Annotated in this window: 16 protein-coding genes and 3 pseudogenes; 17 read left to right on the plus strand and 2 right to left on the minus strand. The window is 36.0% G+C overall.

Annotated features, from left to right (window positions below; genetic code table 11):
- Positions 1-107 precede the first annotated feature (107 nt).
- The 3 genes from EM4838_RS15570 (at position 108) to ytpR (ending at position 1,757) form a co-directional block, all read left to right on the plus strand.
- On the plus strand, positions 108-428 hold the full coding sequence (locus EM4838_RS15570) for a thioredoxin family protein (RefSeq protein WP_071866164.1): 321 nt from the start codon (positions 108-110) through the stop codon (positions 426-428).
- 21 nt (positions 429-449) lie between these two features.
- Positions 450-905, plus strand: a complete 456-nt coding sequence (locus tag EM4838_RS15575) for a universal stress protein (RefSeq protein ID WP_071866165.1) — start codon at positions 450-452, stop codon at positions 903-905.
- A 246-nt stretch (positions 906-1,151) separates the two neighbouring features.
- On the plus strand, positions 1,152-1,757 hold the full coding sequence (gene ytpR / locus EM4838_RS15580) for a YtpR family tRNA-binding protein (protein ID WP_071866223.1): 606 nt from the start codon (positions 1,152-1,154) through the stop codon (positions 1,755-1,757).
- 46 nt (positions 1,758-1,803) lie between these two features.
- Here ytpR and EM4838_RS15585 read toward each other — a convergent pair whose 3' ends face one another.
- The gene (locus tag EM4838_RS15585) at positions 1,804-3,108 is read right to left on the minus strand and encodes a S1C family serine protease (RefSeq protein WP_066025889.1); all 1,305 of its coding nucleotides are present in this window, start codon (positions 3,106-3,108) and stop codon (positions 1,804-1,806) included.
- Between the two features lie 427 nt (positions 3,109-3,535).
- Between EM4838_RS15585 and rlmH the strand changes: the two genes are divergently transcribed.
- From rlmH to EM4838_RS15615, 6 genes and pseudogenes are all read left to right on the plus strand, one after another.
- A complete protein-coding gene (gene rlmH, locus EM4838_RS15590; RefSeq protein ID WP_034689953.1) occupies positions 3,536-4,015 on the plus strand; it encodes a 23S rRNA (pseudouridine(1915)-N(3))-methyltransferase RlmH in 480 nt (159 codons plus the stop codon).
- 84 nt (positions 4,016-4,099) lie between these two features.
- Positions 4,100-4,596, plus strand: a pseudogene (locus tag EM4838_RS15595) (YehS family protein).
- 99 nt (positions 4,597-4,695) lie between these two features.
- Positions 4,696-5,331: a hypothetical protein gene (locus EM4838_RS15600; protein ID WP_010728617.1), complete on the plus strand. Its 636-nt coding sequence runs from the start codon at positions 4,696-4,698 to the stop codon at positions 5,329-5,331.
- 450 nt (positions 5,332-5,781) lie between these two features.
- On the plus strand, positions 5,782-6,720 hold the full coding sequence (locus EM4838_RS15605) for a 2-dehydropantoate 2-reductase (protein ID WP_002291914.1): 939 nt from the start codon (positions 5,782-5,784) through the stop codon (positions 6,718-6,720).
- Positions 6,721-6,732: 12 nt separating this feature from the next.
- Positions 6,733-7,785 carry a PTS sugar transporter subunit IIC gene (locus EM4838_RS15610; protein ID WP_002291912.1) on the plus strand — a complete coding sequence of 351 codons (1,053 nt, stop codon included), beginning with the start codon at positions 6,733-6,735 and terminating at the stop codon, positions 7,783-7,785.
- Between the two features lie 265 nt (positions 7,786-8,050).
- Positions 8,051-8,482, plus strand: a pseudogene (locus EM4838_RS15615) (DUF998 domain-containing protein); the annotation flags it as partial.
- Between the two features lie 51 nt (positions 8,483-8,533).
- Here the strand turns inward: EM4838_RS15615 and EM4838_RS15620 are convergent.
- Positions 8,534-9,726, minus strand: a pseudogene (locus EM4838_RS15620) (IS256-like element ISEfm2 family transposase).
- A 130-nt stretch (positions 9,727-9,856) separates the two neighbouring features.
- Between EM4838_RS15620 and EM4838_RS15625 the strand changes: the two are divergent.
- From EM4838_RS15625 to EM4838_RS16920, 8 genes are all read left to right on the plus strand, one after another.
- Positions 9,857-10,105, plus strand: coding sequence for a GlsB/YeaQ/YmgE family stress response membrane protein (locus tag EM4838_RS15625; protein WP_071866166.1), 249 nt, complete (start codon positions 9,857-9,859; stop codon positions 10,103-10,105).
- A gap of 198 nt (positions 10,106-10,303) precedes the next feature.
- Positions 10,304-10,708, plus strand: a complete 405-nt coding sequence (locus tag EM4838_RS15630) for an organic hydroperoxide resistance protein (RefSeq protein WP_002292291.1) — start codon at positions 10,304-10,306, stop codon at positions 10,706-10,708.
- Between the two features lie 132 nt (positions 10,709-10,840).
- Positions 10,841-11,884 (plus strand): YncE family protein, encoded by a 1,044-nt coding sequence (locus tag EM4838_RS15635; protein ID WP_002292292.1) that lies wholly within the window; start codon positions 10,841-10,843, stop codon positions 11,882-11,884.
- Between the two features lie 14 nt (positions 11,885-11,898).
- A complete protein-coding gene (locus EM4838_RS15640) occupies positions 11,899-12,462 on the plus strand; it encodes a restriction endonuclease subunit S (RefSeq protein ID WP_070828486.1) in 564 nt (187 codons plus the stop codon).
- 589 nt (positions 12,463-13,051) lie between these two features.
- Positions 13,052-13,408, plus strand: a complete 357-nt coding sequence (locus EM4838_RS15645; protein ID WP_071866167.1) for a hypothetical protein — start codon at positions 13,052-13,054, stop codon at positions 13,406-13,408.
- Complete coding sequence (locus EM4838_RS15650; protein ID WP_100917289.1) at positions 13,399-13,953, plus strand: hypothetical protein; 555 nt, start codon at positions 13,399-13,401, stop codon at positions 13,951-13,953. The genes EM4838_RS15645 and EM4838_RS15650 overlap by 10 nt, the downstream gene beginning before the upstream one ends.
- A complete protein-coding gene (locus EM4838_RS15655) occupies positions 13,941-14,684 on the plus strand; it encodes a hypothetical protein (protein WP_157811380.1) in 744 nt (247 codons plus the stop codon). Before EM4838_RS15650 ends, EM4838_RS15655 begins: the two co-directional genes overlap by 13 nt.
- Positions 14,685-15,614: 930 nt before the next feature.
- The gene (locus tag EM4838_RS16920; RefSeq protein WP_233433749.1) at positions 15,615-15,785 is read left to right on the plus strand and encodes a hypothetical protein; all 171 of its coding nucleotides are present in this window, start codon (positions 15,615-15,617) and stop codon (positions 15,783-15,785) included.
- Positions 15,786-16,041: the final 256 nt, after the last annotated feature.

A 16,041-nucleotide genomic window follows, 5' to 3' on the forward strand; every position in this document is an offset into this window, starting at 1 on the left:
GGCGATCCGCTTTTGCTCGTTTTTTATTTTTTAGATATAGTTTGGTCAGTTTTTTGTAAAGGTGTATAATTTAAGTAGAACATAGAATAAGAAAGAAGTGTGAACCTATGATTACTCCTAAAAGTCTTGAAGAAGTAGCCGGTTATGTTGAAAAAGGCAATCATATCTTTTTCTTTACTGCCGATTGGTGTGGCGATTGTCGCTTCATCAAACCACAAATGCCAGAAATCGAACGTCATTTTTCAGAGTGGACATTTGTCGAAATGGATCGAGATGCGTACATCGATTTAGCAGCAGAATGGAATATTTTCGGTATTCCAAGTTTCATTGTCATCAAAGATGGGAAAGAATTAGGTCGTCTGGTCAATAAAGATCGTAAAACAAAAGAAGAAATCGAACAATTTTTAACAAAAACGATTCAGCAGTGAGAAACGAGAGGAGTGGGAAAAATGGAACAAGCATATAAGAAAATATTAGTTGGAATTGACGGAAGCGAGCAAGCGTTTGCTGCATTCAAAAAAGCTGTCGAGGTGGCTCGTAGAAATGAAGGCACAGTGTACGTGACGAATGTGATCGACCAACAATTTTATCAATTTATGGGGTATACGCCTATTGACCAATCCTTGATCGATCAACAGACTGAATCAGCAAAACAATTGATTGAAGAATGTAAAAATTACGGAAAATCCGTTGACTACCAAAAAATAGAAGGCATTGTGGCTTATGGTTCGGTCAGAGAATCTATGGCAGTAAAACTACCAAAGAAATATCAAATCGACTTGATCATGATCGGTCAATCAGGTTTGAATGCCGTTGAACGCTTTATGACTGGGAGTGTGGCAAGCTACGTGATTCGACAAGCTCCGTGTGATGTCCTAGTCGTTTCAGAACCAAGAGAAGCCTAGTTTTTGATTCAATAGGCAGATCCTTGAACAAAAAAGACGAGGAAACGAAAGATGGTGCATTTCGTTTCCTCGTCTTTTTTTGTGATCCGTGCTTTCTTTTTATTCCGGCAAGTTTTTCTAAGAGAATTTATCATGCAAGAACTTCCTTTTTTTGTTAAGATAATACAAGAGAGTTTGGTGCTGATCGATCTACTCAGTTGCCATAAATCAAAAACAACTTCAACAAATGATATTGGAGGAAACAAAATGATTTTTGCTTATAATCGCGCACATGTGGGCGACACATTAATGGTGATCATAGCCGACGATAAAGGCACGGAAAACACTGTTAGTCGTAAATGGAATGTTGCGCAAATCAAAGATGAATCTGGTCAAATCGTTGCATGGAACTTTTTCCATATCTCAGATCATCTAACAATTGAAGGCAATGGCCAAGTAACAATCTCAGAAGAACAACTAGCTGAATTGAACCGTTTGATCAAAGAAGCTGGCTTTGAAGAAACATTGGAAAAAGACAACCAACCGAAAATCGTTGTTGGTTACGTCAAAACTTGTGAACCTCATCCAGATTCTGATCATTTATCTGTAACTGAAACAGAAGTAGATGGTGGTGAAGTTTTACAAATCGTTTGTGGCGCACCGAATATTGAAGCAGGTCAAAAAGTAGTCGTTGCTAAACCTGGTGCAATGATGCCAGACGGTATGATGATTTGGCCTGGAGAATTAAGAGGGGTCAAAAGTGACGGAATGATTTGCTCTGCAAAGGAACTTCACGTACCTAACGCCCCAGAGAAAAAAGGCATCTTAGTTTTACCTGAAGATGCGATAGTTGGCGAAGCATTCAAAAACTAGCATGAATAAAAAAACGACTACCTCCATTGAGGTAGCCGTTTTTTTATTAATTATTTGAGCCATTGGAACTATTTGAATTTCCTTGATTTAATGCAGTATTATCAATTGTCAATTTGATATCTACAGTTTTTTCTTCTTCGCCACGGTAATAAGTGATCTTCACAGTGTCACCAACTTTTTTACCATAAAGCACAGACTGTAATTCAACACCAGATGAGACTTCTGTATCATCGATTTTTGTGATGACATCATATTGTTCTAAGCCAGCTTTTTCCGCAGGCGTTGCTGGTTGAACCGAACGAATGATCACGCCATTTGTTACAGAAGATGGTAATTTCAAGATCTGTTCCTGTTGTTGTGTAGAAACGGCGGAAAGATCGGTCATTGTGATACCCAGTGCAGGGCGTGTTACTTTTCCATCTTTTTCAAGTTGATTGATGATATTTACGACATCATTACTTGGAATCGCAAAGCCCATTCCTTCAACACTTACACTTGAAGAATCAGAAGTCGATGCAATTTTACTTGAATTGATACCAATAACTTGGCCTTCGATATTAACTAGTGGACCACCAGAGTTCCCTGGGTTGATCGCTGCATCTGTTTGGATCGCATTGATATTCACTGTCTCATTAGATTCATTTGTACTTGTCACTTGACGATTCAAGGAAGAAACAATTCCTGATGTCACCGAGTTTGCGTATTGAGAACCTAGAGGAGAACCAATCGCAATCGCAGGTTCGCCGACTTTCAATGAAGCAGAGTCGCCAAATGAAGCAACAGTATCGACTTTGTCAGCACTGATTTTTAAAACAGCTAAATCAGTATAAGCATCTGTACCGACTAATTCTGCTTTCACTTTTGTTCCATCTTTTAGTAAAACTTCTAGTCCTTGTTGTCCATCGACAACGTGATTATTCGTCACGATATAAGCGGAATCGCCCTCTTTTTTATAAATCACACCGCTACCTTCACTGTAAGCTTGCAATTCGCCATCTTCGCCACTACTTTCTTGTTGTTGGCCAAATAATGAACCAAACGGGTCAGATGATGAACTTTGTTTTTGTAGGTTGATAACAGAAACAACTGCTCCTTGCACTTTATCTACTGCAGAAGTGATATCTGAATCTACATTGACTTTTACATTTTCGACAACTGTTTCGCCTGATGCATTTTGTGTCCCACTGCTAGAAGAAGTCGTTACTGAGTTACCACCTCCAGTTGCTGCATAAAAAATACCGAAAGTCAGTAATCCGCCAATCACGCCACCAACTACGCCAAGACCTAGCTTTCGCCAAATGCCATTAGATTTTCTTTTTTTCATTTTTGGTGTCACATCTCTTCTGTCCATGTGATCTGCCTCCATTTATTATTTTCTTGATAAGTTAAGTATAGACTTATTTACTAAATTTAGTCTACTTCCAGACTGTGAACTTTTTATGAAAAACATTAGGAAAAATAATTGTTTTCAGATGAAAAAATAAAATACAAACTTATACACAGGAATTGTGGAAAAGTATTTGTAAAAAATGCGTATAAATGCCCATAAAAGTTATCAACAACTTGTGGAAAAAGTGGAAAAATCTGTGCGAAACATATGTTTGCTTAAGAAATACTTATGAAATAAGCAATAAAACAACGATAAGCTGTGGATAAACCTGTGGAAGATGTGTATAACTATGTGGGAAAACTTTTTTAAATCTCTTTGTCGAATAAGAATACTCTATTATAATAAGAAAGAAGAATTCGATATGAAAGACCGAGGGAAGGAAATTATTATGAATATAAAAATCATTTCAGTTGGAAAATTAAAAGAGAAATATTTGATCCAAGGAATCAATGAGTATGTCAAACGACTTAAAGCATATGGAAAAATCGAACTAATCGAAGTACCTGACGAAAAAGCACCAGAAAATCTTAGTGAAGCCCAAATGCGCCAAGTCAAAGAAAAAGAAGGCGAGCGTATACTCGCAAAAATCAAAGATCATGAATTTGTCTACGCTTTAGCGATCCAAGGCGAAAATCCTACCAGTGAAGCCTTTGCAAAGCAAATTGATCAATTAGGCATCCAAGGAAAAAGCCAGCTCGTCTTTGTCATCGGTGGCTCATTAGGATTAAGCGATGACGTCATGCAACGCAGCAATGCCCAAATCTCCTTCGGCAAAATGACCTACCCGCATCAACTGATGCGTCTAATCCTCGTTGAACAAATTTATCGCGCGTTTCGGATCAATACTGGGGCGCCTTATCATAAGTGATGCGGTTTTTATCATTGATCCTAAAAATCTTAGCAAGACAAAAAGTACGTAAGAAAGTAAAGACTAAATACTTCGGAGGAACAAATGAATAACAATGATAGGTTATTGCGATTGATTTGAAAGATACGGATTTGATTAAAGCTTTTGAGCTAGGCGGTGTACCACTGACTAAAGAAGAAGCTCAGGCGGTACTGACCAAAGTACAGGATAAGAACAAAGATAATGCAGAAAATAATGTGTATGAAAAAACCATCAACAACCAAGTTTTTGACGCATTCCTAAATGGCCTGATTCTCTTGGCGCGTGGTCCGCAAAAAGATAAGCCGATAGTAGACACGCCGCAAAAAAGCAAGGAAATCAAATATATCAACAATGTGTTGCTAAAAAAATTAAAAATCGCCTTGTCTATGACCACTGATGATATTTTAGACGTTTTTGCTGAGGCAGAAATCTATCCATCAAAAGGCGAAATCGGGGCATTTTTGAGAAAAGAAGGCCAACGAAATTTTAAGCATTGCGGAGATAAATATATGCGTAATTTTCTCAAGGGGTTAGGAATTTATAATCGGAGAAAAGTATAAAGAAATTTCATGAGAAATCAAAACAATGGTTGTTTTGATGAGAGCTAGTTTTTGTATGAGATTAAAATATTATCTTAATCGAGGAGCTGGATTGGTTTAATGAATGATGAAGATAAGATGCTTTTTGAAGAGATAGAGAATCGATGTAGGCTCAATTTTGAGCTTCGGGGAAAGATGTCTTTAATACAACAAAAAAAGTATTTAGCGAATAAATCAGAGTTTACTCTGGGACATGTTGAAAAATTAATCTCGGATTGGATTAGTAGTAGAAGCGAATTTACAAAAATAAAACAGCCGATTAAATTTGACATGAAAAAACTTTTGTTAAATAAGAGTGAGATAGGTAATAGAGATCAATATATTAGAGCTAAAGGGCAAGAAATAATTGATTCATTAGGTGAAATGAGGTCATACAATTATTTGTATGTAACACATAGAGCTGATGGAATGGTCATTACTGTGGGGAAATCTTCTTCTAATGATATTTTTTTAGATGGAGATCTTTTTTATCAACTCAATACAAATCACTTGTCTGGCACTGAAAATATAATTTTAAGGACGGAATATGGCAATGAAATATTTGCAAAATATGATGAGATTTTAAAAAATTATTTGGACTGGGCTTGGATAATTCCGGTTGAGTCAGGAGATGCTAAGAAACTGGAGAGATTATTGGGCGATGAACTAATTAATAAAAAAGTACCAATTTTAAATTATTATTCCCATAGACAATAAAAGGCTATTTTTCATGATAATACTAGTTATAACTGTAAAAATGGAAGAAAATCTGGGAAAGAAGTTTTTAAATAAGTGTATTGTTCGATTTTAATAAATAATAAGCAATACCATCCGTCTGTGTTGCGCAACATCGTACTACAATGAATATTTTTTCACAAAAAGAAAATCATCCATCGAATGAATGGAAGGTTTTAGTATACACGAGGTTAATGCCCCCTCTTTTATAATCAGAGGAGTGAGGTTTTTTCTATGAATGTTTCTATTTTCTTATTGCTAGTCTAGTTTCTCTTACGATGAAATTTGGATTCTATTCCAGTTTTTATTGATTTGCTGATAAAATAACTTGAATGGTGGATATAAACATGATAAATAAGAGAAGAATAACAAAACAAATTTGTGAAATGATTCTCAAATGAGTATAATAGAAAGAAAAAGGAGGAAGAATCAATGAAAATAGCAATTGCAGGCGCTGGCGCAATGGGAAGTCGCTTTGGGTTAATGCTTCACCAAAGTGGGAACGAAGTATTATTAATCGATGGCTGGGCAGAACATGTCCAACAAATCAAAGAACATGGATTACAAGCAAATTTTAATGGTAAAGAGGTAGAAGCAAAACTACCAATCGTTCTTCAATCCGAAGTAGAAAAAGAAGATCAAGTTGATCTGATTATTCTATTTACCAAAGCGATGCAGCTGGAAAAAATGCTGCAGGATATCCAATCATTAATCAAAAAAGATACAGAGGTCTTATGTCTATTAAATGGTATCGGGCATGAAGATATTATTGAGAAATTTGTACCAATGGAAAATATCTATATTGGAAATACCATGTGGACGGCAGGTCTTGAAGGTCCTGGTCAGGTCAAATTATTTGGAAGTGGTTCAGTAGAATTACAAAATTTAGGTGATGGAAAAGAAGCAGCTGCAAAAAAATTAGCAGACAAATTGTCTGAATCAGGATTAAATGCTCATTTTTCTGACAATATTCACTATTCTATTTATCGCAAAGCATGTGTGAACGGAACAATGAACGGATTATGCACAATCTTAGACGTTAATATGGCTGAGCTAGGAAAAACATCGACTGCTCATAAAATGGTGGCGACGATTGTCAATGAGTTTGCCAAAGTAGCAGCAGTAGAGAAGATTGAACTAGATGTCCCAGAAGTCATTGCACATTGTGAATCTTGTTTTGACCCGGAAACAATTGGGTTACATTATCCTTCAATGTATCAAGACTTGATTAAGAACCATCGATTAACAGAAATCGATTATATCAATGGCGCAATTTCTAGAAAAGGGAAGAAATATGGTGTTGCGACGCCTTATTGTGATTTCTTGACTGAGCTTGTCCATGCAAAAGAAGATAGTTTGAACGTAAAATAAAGGAGAGATTGAATGGAAACTTCACAAAAAATATCACCGAAAATTTTTCTGAATAAAGTCCTCGCTGGTACAGCAACAGGAATCATTATTGGATTGATTCCTAATGCAGTATTAGGTGCCATTTTAAAATATTTTAGTGCGTATCCCTTTGCGGTAACGATCGCACAGTTAGCAGTTATTTTTCAATTAGCAACACCTTTGATCATTGGTGGTTTGATTGCCTTACAATTTGGATTTGATCCGATGAGAATGATGGTTGTAGCCGGAGCTTCTTTTGTTGGTTCTGGTGTAGTCAAATTCACACCTGATTTGGGTGAAACGGGTGTTTACGTTGGTGCTGGTACAGGCGATATTATTAATACGATGCTGACAGCATCGATTGCTGTCGGGCTGATTTTACTGATTGGAAATAGTTTTGGGTCAGTGTCGATTGTGTTAACACCGATTGTTGTAGGTGTAGGTGCAGGTTTACTTGGTTTTTATTTATTCCCTTTTGTAACAGCAATTACTTCTGCAATTGGATCATTGATTAATAACTTCACTACCTTACAACCGCTGTTAATGTCTATCTTGATTGGTTGTTCCTTTGCCTTTTTGATTATCTCTCCTATTTCAACAGTAGCAATCGGAATGGCAATCCAACTAGATGGTGTTTCTGCTGGTGCGGCTGCGATGGGCGTAGCTGCAACCACTTTTGTTTTAGTAGTGAACTCTTGGAAGGTTAATAAGTCAGGTGTGACAATTGCGATTGCTTTAGGCGCTATGAAGATGATGATGCCTAATCTATTTAGAAAACCTGTGATTCTTATTCCTTGTTTAGTTAGTGCAGTGATTACAGCTATTCCTGTCGCTCTATTTTCTATTTCAGGTACGCCTGCTTCTGCTGGTTTCGGCGTGGTCGGACTTGTTGGTCCGTTGGCTTCTTTAGATGCAGGGCTAAATGGCTTTCTTGTTGTTCTTTGTTGGTTAGTCATCCCTGTTTTTGCGGCACTAATTACTCAATTTTTATGCGAGAAAGTATTTAAACTGTATGATCGAGAAGAAGTCTTCAAATTTTTAGGCTAGTAGATTTTACTAAGAAATTTTCAATCAATGGATGCGTAAGTGAGATGTCAACAACATCTGACTTACGTTTTTTTGCCTTTTTGAGTAGGAGATTGATGCTGACAACTGAACTCTTCAGTGCCATTCGATTTTTTAAAATGTAGAAGAAACTCACCTTTATGTTATTGATTGTTCAAAAGGCAACTAGAATAAAAATATGTGTTAAAATGAGAAAAAATTTGATTGTTGGATGTATCGAATAATCACTAAAAAGTAGGGGAAGAAAATGATTTTTTTGCAAAAATATGGTTTTTATTTTTTATTATTAGGTGTGATTAGTGATTTATCGACACCGTATATCCTTGGCCTTTTTTATCCCAAACTGAATCAAATGACTACCGTAATTAGTGTGTTTGGTGACGTAGATAGTCCAGTCAGACGTGCTTTCTTGGTCTGGTCAGTTGTATCTGGACTTTTTTTTGTTCTTTCGTTGCCTGCGTTGTATCACCTATTTGTTGGAACATCAAAAACACTTGCAATACTTGCTGTTGCAACAGTTGGTTTATATGGGATAGGTGATTGTATTTTTACTGGGTTATTCAGTATCAATACGAATGAAAGCTCTTGGAATCTATCGACTTGGATCCATAATATAGGTTCTGGGCTAGGCTATGCAGGCTTTCTACTTTTCCCATTGTTACTTGTTCTGCTTTATCGGGGAGCGTCAATAATTTTGTGTAAATAACTCGTCCTTCTGCAAAATAATGGGTTACTCAGTAAACATTGAAGCTAATGTATCCGTCACTTGTTGGAAGCCTTTATGGCTTCTATTTAAGAATTTTTGATTGTATGTATCAAAGATGGATACTAGGAAACGCTCTAGTGATTCTTCATTTTGAAACTGCTCTTTTCTGCGGCTGTATTTCTTGATTTGTTTATTGAAAGATTCGATTAAATTAGTTGAGTAAATGCTTCGGCGGAAACTCATAAAAAGTCAATAAATCTTGATTTTTTATCAGTGACTGCGTCACTTTAGGATAAGTTTTCTGCCACTTCTCAATCATACTCCCTAAAAAGGTATTTGCCTCTTCCTTTGAGCTAGCTTGATAAACAGCCTTAAAATCATCACAGATTTCTTTTCGATCTTTGACACATACTTTGTGAGCAATATTACGGGAAACGTGAACACAGCAATGTTGGTATTTAGCTTTAGGATAAATCTGGTGAATCGTATCTTTCATGCCTTTTAAGCCATCGGTAATAAACAGTAAGACATCATGAACCCCTCTGGAGTAAATGTCCTGTAACAACTCATTCCAAACGTAGGTCGATTCAGTCGGAGCAATCGCATAACTTAGTACTTCTTTAGTGCCGTCTTCTCGTATACCAATGGCAATATAGATTGCTTCTTTGGAGACGGTTTGCCGTTTTAAAGGAATATAAGTAGCATCCATGAAAATAGCGACATACTTATCATTTAGAGTTCTAACTTTAAATGCATTTACTTCTTCAGTCAGCACTTTAGTCATGTTGGACATGGTTTGGGGCGTGTAGTGATGCCCATACATTTTCTCAATCAAGTCTGCGATTTCCGACATGGTAATACCTTTTCGGAAGAGGTGAATGACGGTCTCCTCTAAGGTATCATTCGTCCGTCTATAAGCAGGAACAGTCTGTTGCTTGAACTCGCCCGTTGCGGTCGCGCGGAATCTGGAGATGAAGTTCCCCGTACTCGGTCTTGACCGTACGGTCATAGGAGCCGTTACGAGAATTACCCGTGTTAAAACCAATGCGATCGTACTTTTCGTAATCGAAGAAAGCCGTTAACTCCGTTTTGAGAAGCGTATTGACAGCTTTTTCCAAATGGACACGGAATAATTCATTCAAATCGCCTTTGTTCGCTAGAGTCTTTAGAATTTCTGTAGTAAAATCGTTCTTATGGAAGTCCTCTTTTCTGTGAATGTGTTGTGGTAACTCTATTCTACAGAAGGGACTTCCTTTTTTCTATTTACACAAAATATTTTACACTCTCTTAAGAAGAAGCGTAACATAATATGTGTAATAAATATTTCACAGAAAGAAAGAGAAAATTATGCATTGGTTATGGGTATTAATCGTAGGAGCTATTATCGGTTTGATTGCCGGAGCAATTACAAATAAAGGTGGATCAATGGGATGGATAGCTAACATCGTTGCAGGTTTAGTTGGTTCAGCAATTGGACAAGCATTATTAGGTAGCTGGGGTCCTCAATTAGCAGGAATGGCTTTGATTCCTTCTATCATTGGTGCGATCATCGTTGTTGCTGTAGTATCATTTTGCTTGGGACGTTCAAGAGGTTAATCGTCAATATATCAGCAATTTTACCTATTATCTTAAGGAGCAGCTTTTCGCTGCTTCTTTTTTTGTATAGATAAACTGCTTCTATCACTGATCATCGATGTTGTCTAACTGATGTCGCCGAATGCAAGCATTACCTTTGTCAGATTAAAAAATACTCGTTACACTTAATATAGAACGACGAAAGAAAGGATGATCTCAATGAAAAAAATGTACGAAACAGCAATGATCAATCGTGGAGGCCGTGATGGCGAGGTTGAGGCACCAAACGGAAGTATGCACATGAAGATCGACCGCCCAGGAATCCATAGTGAAGGGACAAATCCGGAACAACTTTTTGCGGCTGGATACGCATCTTGCTTCAACGGCGCGGTTCAACACATGCTGGAAGAAAATAATCTTGAGTCTGATTCTGAAGTCAAAGCACGGGTATCTTTATTTCAATTAGAAGATGGGGGCTACCAAATCGGGGTTGTTTTAGAAGTTTCTTTGCCAGGACTTGAGAAGGACCAAGCAGAGAAAATCGCAGAAGAAGCCCACGCATTTTGCCCATACTCTAAAGCAACAAGAGGCAATATTGATGTGGAAGTGACTATAGTAGAATAAGGGATTCTTAATGTTACTATAAATGAGATTATGAAAGATCCTATAAAGAAACGCTAGTAAAAGAAACATGTAGTTACGGTAATTAATTGCGGTATATGTACGATTGATCGAATAGAACAAGGAGGCAAAAAAATGACACAGCGGGTAGCAATAATGATTTTAGTGTTGCTGGTCATTGGCCTCCTTGTTTACTATGTCCTAAAGTTTAAGCATTGGAAGCAGCAACGGATACATCAGGATATTGAAAAAAAGTTAAAACGGTATCCTATTGTTCAAGCAGCTTGGGAAAAGGCTGAAGCAAAACAATATAACATTCCTGGATTAACAGAAACAAGAATGGTGGTGCCGGAAACCGGCGAAAATGAGGTTTGTCAATGGATGACGCCGCAAGGGTTGGCTTTTTCTCAAGATTTTGTGTTTATTTCTGCCTACTGCTATGACCATCAGCATCATTCTATTATTCATGTACTGGATAGAGAAACAGGACAGCCGATCAAACTGCTGATTTTACCTAAACGGCCACATGTAGGGGGCTTAGTATATGATACAAAACGGGAACTTTTATGGTTGACAATCACAGGATCTGCTACTGGACGAGTAGCCGCTTTACGTTTGATCGATATCTTAGCAGATACATCTGAAGAGACGGGACAGCCAATCGCTTATTGGCTGACAACTGATCTCTCAGAGATTCCACAAGCATCGTATTTGACTCAAAACAATGATCAACTGGTATCTGGCAACTTCACACTAAAAGGTGAAGGACAGTTGACTTTCTATCTATTGCCGACGATAGCTGAAATGAAAACAGCAATTCGCCGCAAAGACAAAATCCAACCAACCGTGACAATGAGCAGAAAAACATCTGATAAGATTCAAGGTGTGGCTTTTTATGGCCATTATCTCTTAGCCAGTCGTTCTTATGGTCCTTATACCTCGGAACTCTTAGTGTCCGAGCGGGACTCTCCTAGCCGGATCCTAAAACGAATCAAATTTCCACCGTATTTGGAACAAATCGTTGTTGTAGAAGATCGTCTAGCAGTATTGTTTGAAAGTGGCGCCGCAGCGTATCGCGAGAAAGCCAATCCTGTGTTAGCCAATGTTTTATTACTAGACTTAGCAACGTTGCTTCATGCAAATAAGCGTCCCAAAAAGATTGCTGCAACTAAAAAATAGTCGGACAACTCAAGATGATCACTGTTGTTCATAAAGAACGACAAGAAAAATCATCTAGCGATGTTCAACTATGGGTTTATTTAGGAAGTATTTCTACTAAGATTCAATATGGCTATACAGATTCGGCGAAAAAACAAGGCAATGTTAAGTTTTTAAGAATCACAGATATACAAGAGGGACGTGTAAATTGGTCCAGTGTGCCTTACTGTGATATTAGTAATTCTAAACTAGTTGATTTAAGATTGGAAGAAAATGACATTTTGATAGCAAGGACAGGAGGAACTATGGGAAAAAGTTTCTTGGTTAAGGAAATAAGTGAGGAATCTGTTTTTGCTTCTTACTTGATTCGAATTAGGTTAGTTGAGAAATTATTATCAGAATACGTAGACTGCTTCTTAGACTCGCCATTATATTGGAAGTTATTAGAAAAAATTTCTTACGGAACTGGGCAACCAAATGTAAATGGTACAAATTTATCTAAACTACTTATACCATTACCACCTTTAGAAGAACAACAACGCATGACTACTAAAATAGAAATGATAAGAAGATCTATTCGTAGAATCAATTTTGAGTAAATATAACGGACCTAGCATCCATTTTATACCAGATGATGCTAGGTCTATTATTTATATTTTATGGAATTTAATTGATTTGTTCTAGTGTTTTAATATTATTACGACAGTAAAAAAATAGTTTGATTCTTCTAACATGAATGACCATCTAGAAGTGGAAATGTATAAAAGATTTATTTTATGAAGTTTTCCTAATATCATTCACTCATGATAGGCAGCTCCGTATCATAAATGAAATAATGATCGATATCACGAATGACTGTCAATAAATGACGGTCTTTTTTTAATGTTATTTTAACGATTATGAAACCAAAACGACGTTTTATGATATGTTCTATTTTTCAATTGATTATTATATTAAAATGGAAATATATCGAAGGTGTAAAGTTAATTTTATCAGTTATTTTATTTGATCAAAGAGCTCATTTTTTTATGAAATAATAAAAATCGTTTTAATCGTTTTAAATATGAAAATAATTCAGAAAAAATTCGTATTTAGTTTAAGAAGGACAGTATCTAAAGAGCAAAGCTATCGTTTAGGAAAAAGAATGTTGCAAGAAATCAACCATCAAATATCTAAGAAGGTGAATGAATGTCAATAGACAATGAAATGATCTATGAGAATCAAAAAGAAATTTGGAAAGTGGAACAGCAACAAGACGAATTAGCAAATGGGAAACGTAGGTTAGAAAACCAGCTCCTTCAATTAGAAAAAGAACTTCAAAGAGGTTTTCGCCAATTATCTGAATTGAATCATGAAGATATCCAACAAGGTATGACCAATGCAATTTGGATGCAGAAGGAGTATGAAGCAAAGCAACAAACATTTCAACAACAATTTCATCAGGCACATGAAGAACTTGATTTTTCGTACAGGAAAACTTTACAAGGATTAGAAGTAGAAAGAGAAGAGTTGTTTGCAGAAAGGAGAACATTTGAGTGGGATTAGTTTATGTGAGTGGGGAATCATCAGAATTTATGTCAGCGTTAAAGAAGAACTTAGCCAGTAGTAAAGAAACGATCAATCAACTAAAGAGAGGAAGTCAAAAAGTCGTGTCAGCTGTTAACGGAAACGAATTATCTGGTGCAGCATATACAGCAGGAAAAGGATTATTTAGTGAATTGATCATTCCGACAATTACACGAACAACGAATGCGATTGAAAAAATTGAACAGGAGCTACAAAGGTATAAAGTCGCGGATCAGATTGTAGCAATGGAAGGATACTTGGATGAGAACAAACTGAACCAGCAACTGGCGACGACGCGAGTTATGAAAGCATCAGTAGACACGACTTCTGCTTTTGTTCAGTCCCAAGCACAAAGTAATCCGTTCGTCGGCATTCTCGAAACATTGCTAAATGTCCAACGAGATCTAAATCGTATGTCAGAGAGCTTTCAACAAGATATTGATCAATTACAAAATAAGCTAAAAAATTACATAATTTCAATTCTCAAACTAGTGGATTATTCAGTCATAGTTTGGATGAATTGAAACTGGCAATGCAGGGTGTATTAGTGTTAAAGAATACGAGAGTGCGGACAGATGGTTCATATTTGTTACCCGAGGGGATAAATAAAAAGTGGTTTACTTCTGATCAAATGGATATAGAAAATTATGATGAAGTTATTTCAGTACTTCAAACAACAGGGGGGACTCTGGCTAGTGAGAAAACAGAGAAACTATTTATACAAAAAGGAATACAGCATGGTCAAGATGCTTCCGACTATATCTGGAAAAACCGATATTCGTTAGAATTACCAGACGGAAAGATTTTGGGAGAAGTTCCTGGAGCCACTCTAGCTGCAAGAGAATCGGCTGAGAATGCAATAAAAGGGGTATTTAAATATGGAGGTAAGGTAATAACAGAAGGAGCAGGATTATTAATTGGTGTAGGGATAGATATAGTTTCAGGTGATAGTGCTGAAGAGGCTTGGGGAAAAGGAATAATTACAGGATTAGCTAGTGCAGGAGTAGTAAGTGGTATAAAGCTTAGTACTGGAGCATTAGCTGCAGTTGGACTAATTTCTGCTCCTGTAAATATTGGTATAGTAGGTTCTATAGCTGTAGGTATAGGTGTAGGTATTGCGAATGATATTTTAAGAGAAAAATTTAAATTTGTTAGAGATTTTGAAGATAGTGTGGGACAAGCAGTAGTATCTGGATGGGGTGATTTCACTGAAGGGGTGAGTGGTTTTATTGGAGGCCTATTAGATGGAATATAGCCGTAAATTATTGGTGGGAAAATATATAATATTGCATTTCAAAAAAATAAAATTATTCGCGGATGGTTGTTATTAGTAACAGAAAACAATGAAGAATTTGTTGTTCGACAGAATTCAAATTTGTTAAGGTTGGGCAACTATCATCTGAAGAGAGAAATATATAAATCTAATACTTCTTTAATGAGTTTTTCTGTAGACTGTAAAGAGATAGAGAAAGATTATAAGAAAAAATCGAACAGTAATTACATAGGTAGTGCGGTTGCTTTAGTATTATATCCAATAATAAGAAAATAGTTCCAGTTGAATGGTTATGGGATAATTCTGATCAATCTTTTAATTTTTCTATAGGTATAAAAAATCTATTGTTTTTTTGGCTAACTATAATAGTTTGCTTGTACTTTTGTTCTTTCTTTAGAAAAAGAAATTTTCTTTTAAAATGATGAATAATGATTTTGATGTAAGTTTTTTAGGAAAGATAAATCTGATTAATAATTCTAAATATACAAAAAAAGTATGGACAATAAATAATCTAGTTGGTCTAGCTTTGATTATTTGTTTTACAATCATTTTTTTGTTTATAATACCTTTTTTTAGTACAAGCAAGATTGCTAAGTTTGTTGAGTTTTTATATAGTTAAAATTTTTTTGTTCAATGGTAAAGTTTGGTTCGTTAATAATGATGTGAAATATATAATGTTAGAAAGTGTATCTTGAGTAAATGATATGGAAATAGAAGATGGTGAGATTAGAAATTTATGCTTTGATAAAAAAGAGTAATTCCAGGTTGGTGTCTATTGATTTCAGATAATAATGAAGAATATTTAATAAGACAAAACAATTTCATGGTAGGTTTAAAGCAATATAGAGTTAATAGAAAGATCTATCCAAGCCAGTATTTCTTTGAGTGAATCCAGTATTTCTGGGTTTAGAAATGGAGAAGGAAATCAAGAAAAAATCAGAAAAAAGTTATTTAGGAGTAGCCATTGGACTTCCTTTAAGTAACTTAGTGAGGGACTTTATTCCACAGAATTGGCTTTGGGGCAAAAGTAATTTGCCAATAGATATGTTGGAGGAATCATCAATTTATTATTCTTCTGGTTAACATTAGTCGTTTGTCTTTCTGTTGTCTCTTATTGGAGAAAAAATAGATTAAAAATGGAATTAGAAAAAGAGGTAGTTCTTTAAAGCTTATAGGTAAGGGATATGCAATTACTCCATTGATCATTACACAAAAAATTTAAAGTGGTGGTGAGAAGAATGAAGATGATTCATTGCGTAAAGGTATTAATAGTAGGGATAGGATTGCTTATATTTTATGGCATATTTACGCTAGTGCTTCCTTTTTTGATACAAGAAAG

Origin of the sequence: Enterococcus mundtii (assembly GCF_002813755.1) — a bacterium.
GTDB lineage: Bacteria > Bacillota > Bacilli > Lactobacillales > Enterococcaceae > Enterococcus_B > Enterococcus_B mundtii.